Origin of the sequence: Sphingomonas elodea ATCC 31461, from assembly GCF_000226955.1 — a bacterium.
Lineage (GTDB): Bacteria > Pseudomonadota > Alphaproteobacteria > Sphingomonadales > Sphingomonadaceae > Sphingomonas > Sphingomonas elodea.
Genome location: NZ_AGFU01000069.1, coordinates 1 through 5,909 on the forward strand (window position 1 = coordinate 1; position 5,909 = coordinate 5,909).

Annotated in this window: 4 protein-coding genes and 1 pseudogene; 2 read left to right on the forward strand and 3 right to left on the reverse strand. The window is 66.3% G+C overall.

Annotated elements, in window-relative coordinates; genetic code table 11:
• Nucleotides 1-534, forward strand: a pseudogene (locus KK7_RS21035) (methyl-accepting chemotaxis protein); the annotation flags it as partial.
• A complete protein-coding gene (locus KK7_RS0116715; protein ID WP_010545793.1) occupies nucleotides 531-1,004 on the forward strand; it encodes a chemotaxis protein CheW in 474 nt (157 codons plus the stop codon). The pseudogene KK7_RS21035 and the gene KK7_RS0116715, both read left to right, overlap by 4 nt.
• Before the next feature lie 17 nt (nucleotides 1,005-1,021).
• Here the strand turns inward: KK7_RS0116715 and KK7_RS0116720 are convergent, their stop codons facing one another.
• From KK7_RS0116720 to KK7_RS0116730, 3 genes are all read right to left on the reverse strand, one after another.
• Nucleotides 1,022-1,345: a 2Fe-2S iron-sulfur cluster-binding protein gene (locus tag KK7_RS0116720; RefSeq protein WP_010545794.1), complete on the reverse strand. Its 324-nt coding sequence runs from the start codon at nucleotides 1,343-1,345 to the stop codon at nucleotides 1,022-1,024.
• A gap of 123 nt (nucleotides 1,346-1,468) precedes the next feature.
• Complete coding sequence (locus KK7_RS0116725) at nucleotides 1,469-3,907, reverse strand: TonB-dependent receptor (protein ID WP_010545795.1); 2,439 nt, start codon at nucleotides 3,905-3,907, stop codon at nucleotides 1,469-1,471.
• 198 nt (nucleotides 3,908-4,105) lie between these two features.
• The gene (locus tag KK7_RS0116730; protein ID WP_010545796.1) at nucleotides 4,106-5,047 is read right to left on the reverse strand and encodes a Vgb family protein; all 942 of its coding nucleotides are present in this window, start codon (nucleotides 5,045-5,047) and stop codon (nucleotides 4,106-4,108) included.
• Nucleotides 5,048-5,909: the final 862 nt, after the last annotated feature.

The window sequence follows — 5,909 nt, forward strand, 5'->3', positions numbered from 1 at the left end:
GAAGTGCGCAAGCTTGCCGAGCGCAGCCAGGGTGCCGCGGCCGAAATCAGCTCGGTCTCGTCCGAGACGGTCAAGGCGGCCGTCGAGGCGGGCGAGATGCTTCGCAAGCTGGTGCCGGACATCCGCCGCACGGCCGAACTGGTCAGCGAAATCAGCGCCGCCTGCCGCGAACAGGATATCGGCGCCGTCCAGATCAACAAGGCGATCCAGCAGCTCGACCAGGTGACGCAGCAGAATGCCAGCGCCTCGGAAGAGATCTCGTCGACCTCCGAGGAACTCGCCGGGCAGGCGGACTCGTTGCAGTCCAGCATCACCTATTTCCAGCTGCCGGGCAGCCAGCGAGAAACGCCGATGGCCGGACGCGGGCGTAGTGCGGAAGGCCAGCGCAGCCGGCCCGGCAGCAAGCTGCATCGTCCGTCCCCGCGGGGTGCGTCGGTGGCGGAGCAGCAGGCGCGCGTACACGGCTTCGCGCTCGACCTCAGCAGTGGCGGGCCCGATGCCGACGATGCCGATTTCGGGGTGCAGGCAGCATGACCGGGGGGACCGAGCTCCAGATCGTCACCTTCGGCCTTGGCGCAGAGGTGTTCGCGGTGCCGGTCTCGCTCGTGCGGGAGATCCTCGACTATCGCGAGGCCTTCCGCATCCCCAATGGGCCCGACTATCTGCTCGGCCTCACCGACATGCGCGGCCAGGGCGTGACGACGATCGACTTCCGCCTGCGACTCGGCCTGCCACCGGCCGCGCCGACGCCGAGCACGCGGATCCTGGTGATCGACGTGCCGGTCGCCGGACGTATTCTGATGCTGGGGCTGGTGGTCGATCGCGTGCTCGAGGTGTGCAGCGTCGCCTCCGACCAGCTGGACGGCGCCCCCGATATCGGCGTGCGCTGGCCGTCCGACTATATCGGCGGCGTCTTCCGCCGCGCGGACGGCTTCGTCGTGCTGGTCGAGATGGGCCGCATCTTCGCCGCGGAGGAGGCGGACCTGCTCGCCCGCGCCGCCTGAGCGGCACGGATCAAGGCTCAGTCGTTCAGGCCTGGCGCGATTTCCACCGCCAGCCCGTCGAGCGCCGGGCCGAACGGGATCTGGCACGAGAGGCGCGAGCCCGGACGGCGATGCGCGCTGTCGTCGAGCAGCGCGTCCTCGTCCGCGCTCATCGGCGGCAGGCGATCGGCGAAGGCCGGATCGACATAGACGTGGCAGCTGGCGCAAGAGAGGCCCCCGCCGCAGAATGCGGGCAGCGCCTCGAACCCGGCGCCGCGGATGATCTCCATCACGCTGCGCCCTTCCTCCGCCGCTACGGTGGTTGGGTCGCCGGCCGGCGGCGAAACCAGAATCTTGAGCATCTTGTACCTTTGACGTTGAACGCCGGACCCCGCGCTTGCGGGGACCGAGGCGATGCGGGGGACGCGGAAGCCACGTCCCCCTGCGCGAGGAAAGGAAGTGCCGGGGGCCGGCGATGGTGCCGATCAGTAGCGGATGCGGAAATCCACGCCGACGCGCCGCGGGGTGAGCACCGACCGCGCATAATAGCGCTCGACCACACCCGTGCGCGTCTGGTTGAACGAGCTGAGATCGTTGCTGACCGAAGTGTAGGCGTATTTATTGAAGATATTGTCGGCGAAGAGCCCCACATCGAACGTCTTGCCGCGATAGGTGATCGAGGCGCGGTGGGTCATATAATCGGGGATCACTTCGCCATTGCCGCGCAGGCCGACGCGCGAATAGATGTCGCCGGTATAGGTTGCCGCCCAGGTCGCCTCGATCTCGCCGCCACCGGGCAGCGGATAGGTGTAGATCGCCTGCGCACTGCCGGAATGCTTGGCCGAGCCGGGGAGCCGGTCACCGTCCTTCGCATCGTACCGCACGCCCTGGCTGACGACGAGGCTGGCCACGTCCTCGGTCAGATGCGCATCGATATAGGAATAGGTGCCCTGGAAACTCAGCCGCGGCGTTACCTTGAACGACCCGGAGAATTCCACGCCCTTGGACTCGGCGGCGCCGGCATTGGTGGTGATGCCCACGGCGCCGTTCACCGTCTGGCTGGGCACCTGCACGTCGCCCCACTTCACCCGGAAGGCATCGACGGTGAACTGCAGCCGCTTGTCGAACAGCGAGGCGCGAACGCCGACCTCCAGGTTGCGGGTCTTGTCGGGTCCATAGGCGAGCTCGTTGGGCAGCGCGCAGACATTCTGCCCCGCCGGCAATGGGATCACGCAGGGCGCGACGCGGTTGACGCCGCCGATGCGATAGCCGGTGCTGTAGGTGGCGTAGGCCAGCAGATCCGGGCTGAACTTGTACGAGGTGTTGGCCTTCCACACGAAACCGTCGTCGCCGGTGCTGCCGGAACGGACGCGGCTCGGCGCGAACTGGATCAGCGGATAGGGGGTGCGGGTGAGGCCGCCGCCGAACAGCGGCGTATCGGTACCGCCGGTCGCGGTCGCGTCATACTTGAAATAGCGCAAGCCGCCGGTGACCTGCCACGCCGAGGTCGCGTGCAGCGTCGCCTCGCCATAGACCGCCTTTTCGACCGTCCGGGTGCGCACGAACGAGATATATTCGAGATCGTCGGGACGGTTCACGCCTGCGAACGCAGCGAAGCCGGGCGTGTATTCGCGGCGATCCGACGCGAACTTCAGACGATTGTAGAAGCCGCCGATCACCCAGTTCACCGGCCCGCCATGGCTGGAGACGAGGCGGACTTCCTGGTTGAACTGCCTGGTCTTGCGGTAATTGTTGGCGAAGGACGAGAAGGCGGGGAACGCCTCATAGCCATAGTCCAGATCGAGCAGCAGATCCGTATTGTCGTCGACATTGTCGATCTTCTGCTCGGTATAGGCGGTGGTGCTGACCAGCTGGGCAATGTTGAACAGGTTGAGGTTCAGCTCGACCGAGTACAGGTCGGCATTGCGGTTGAACGGCTCCAGATATCGCCACGGCCCCTCATAGTTGCCGGTGCCCAGCACGCCGGCGCCATTGGCCTGGCGGCCGTTGGTCTTGGTGTTCTGGTGCGCGTAGGTGAAGAACGCCTTCAGGTTGGGATTATATTCGAGCAGCAGCGTGTTGCGCGTGGTGAAGGTGTGCTCGAAATTGACGTCGTCCTGCCGCTTGAAGTTGGCGGCATAGTCCCGAAGCGTGCCGAGCGACCCTTGCGCCGCCGTCCTGCCGCGCACTGGCTGCGGATTGGAGATGCCAGGGCGCTGCAACAGATAGTTGTAATCAATGAAACCGGCATTGTCGTAATAGCCGACCACCGATCGCAGCGCGATATGATCACTGAGGATCGGCACGTTGACCGTCGCGTCGCCGATGCGGCCGAAATCGCTGCTGTACGACTGGGCATAGCCGCGGCCGTGCAGTTCGACCGAGAAACGGCTGCTATTGGGCCGGTTCGGGATATATCGCACCGCGCCGGCCAGCGTGCCCAGGCCGTAGAGCGTGCCCTGCGGCCCGAGCAGCGTTTCCACCCGCTCGATGTCGATCAGCTTGAAGTCGAGATAGAGCGGCACTTCGCCAAGATACACGCCGACCGCATCGTTGCCGTTCGCGCCGCTGGCGCTGGTGTCGCCGGATTCGATGCCGCGCAGGATGATGTTGCCGGTCGTCGCCGGGCCGGTATCGACCACGGTGACGCCCGGGGTGAAGGCGGCAAGCCCGCGAATGTCGTCGACACGCTGGCGCTGCAGCGTTTCCTGCGAGACCGCGCTGATGTTGATCGGAGCATCCTGCAGCGTCACACTGCGGCGGCTGCCGGTAACGACGATCTCGTTGGCATTGCTGCCGGCCTGATCCTCGGCCTGGATCGCGGCGGTGCCGGCTCCTTCGGTCTGTGCTGCCGCTCCCGTCGCGCCGAAGCTCGCCAGAACCGTTGCGCCAAGCAGCGCCGCGCGTGAAATGGATCGTGCCACCCTAGCCCCCTTTTTCGTTGTTGGATCCCTGGTCGCCCGCCCGGGCGCTCGCGTTTCCTGGGGCCAAGACTTTGGGGAAATGGCGCGCCCCGCCATGGGGCGTTTGACGTACCGCATCGCAGCATTCCCGATCGGGGACTCCGTGCGAAACGCCGCGCCTCCGGGCGGAGACGCGGCGTCCTGTCACTGGATCGGGAATCAGTTGGCGGCGGTGCCGGTCGCGGGTGCGAGGCTCCACCAGGAGAGCGTGTGCACGTCATGGGCGCTGGTCCACAACCCCGTGCCGGCAAAGCGCAGCGCACCGCTGCCGCTGGGCTTGCCGAGCCGTCCGCGGATGGCAAGCGTTTGCGCGTCGATCATCACGAAGGTCTGGTCCGAGGTGGTCCGCAGCCAGACCGCGCCCGCGCCGGTATCGATATCACCGTAGAGCAGATCCTTGCCGACCTGGACCCGACCGGACACCTGCACCGTCGCCGGATCGATCCGGGCCAGCGTGCCGTCCCCCTGCTCCTGCACCCACACCGCGCCTTCGCCGACGGCAAGGAAACCGGGCTGCTTGCCGAGCCTGGTCCGTGCCGTCACCTGGTTGGTGGCGGGATCGATTCGCTGGAGCGACTGCTCGCCGCTGCTCACCGCCCAGACGGCGCCCAGCCCGAAGGCGAGATAATGGGTGCCAGGATCGACCGCGATCGAGGCGACGACACGGTTGTCGGCGGGATCGACCCGGGCGACCTTGCCGGCATTGTCGCTCGCCACCCAGATCGCGCCGGCGCCGGTCACGACATTCAGCTCGCCGGCCGGATTGGCGATGCCGGTCGGAATGGCCGCGACCAGCTTGGCGGTCTTCAAGTCGATGCGGTTGAGCGTGCCTTCCTTGCAGTCGGCCACCCAGAGTGCGCCTTCGGCGATCGCCATTGCACCGCACGGGTGGGTCATCGCCACCTCGGCCAGCTTGCCGGCGCGCGACCAGCGCTCGACTCGCCCCTTGTTGGTCGCCCAGACGCTATCGCCGTCGACCGCTAGGAAGTCTGCGAAGCCCGGGACGGAGAGGGTCTGCGTCTCCTGCGGCAACGGGGTGTCGGCGGCATCCGCAGGCGCAGCGGCGGCGAGCAGCATCGCAAGCATCAAGGTCGAGGACATCGCGCTCAGCTCGCCGCGACGTCGGCGGACGCGGTCGGGCGCGGCTTCAGCCGGGCGAGCAGCGGCTGGAACGGGAACAGCCATTGCTCGCGGATCGACAGCCGCTTGCGCTCGTCCTGCCCGACGATCGCGGCCTCGCCCTCCTTGTAGGTGCCGAAGATGCGATCGAGCAGGATCAGCGAGTTGCCGTAGTTGCAGCGCGTGTCCTCATAGGGGACCGAATGGTGCAGGCTATGGTGGCGGATGGTGGTGAACACGAAACTGTACCAGATCGGCGGATCCGATCGGACATTGGCATGCGCGAAGGTGGAGACCACGCCCAGCACGTTCACCGCACAGAAGATCGCCGTAAGCTTGAGATCGAACAGTGCGACCACGCTCAGGCTGATCAGGAACAGCTCGATCGGATTGCCGACATAGCCTTTGGCGGCATTGAGCTGGGTGATGTGGTGGTGCGGCGCATGGGTGAGCCAGAAAGGGGCGGAATTGTGCATCAGGCGGTGCATCCAGTATTGGCCGAACTCGATCAGGAAGATCACCAAGGCCACCTGCACCAGGAACGGCAGCTGCGTCGCCCAGGGGGTCGCGATGCCGAGCGCCTGCTTGAGCGCGAGAAGGGGCGTCTCCGCCAGCGCATTCGACACCCAGGAGATCGCGGTGGCGCCGAGCACGACATAGAAAAGGTCCGTCCAGAACTCCTTCCAGTTCATCCGCCATCCGCTGTGGCGCTCGAACACGAATTCCAGCCCCTGCACGAACAGCGTGATGAGCGAGGAGGTGATGGTCAGTGTCCAGGGGGACTGGAGCATCGCCGCGGGTGCCAGCAGATCGGAAGAGCGGTTCAGCAGGAATGCCGAGACCG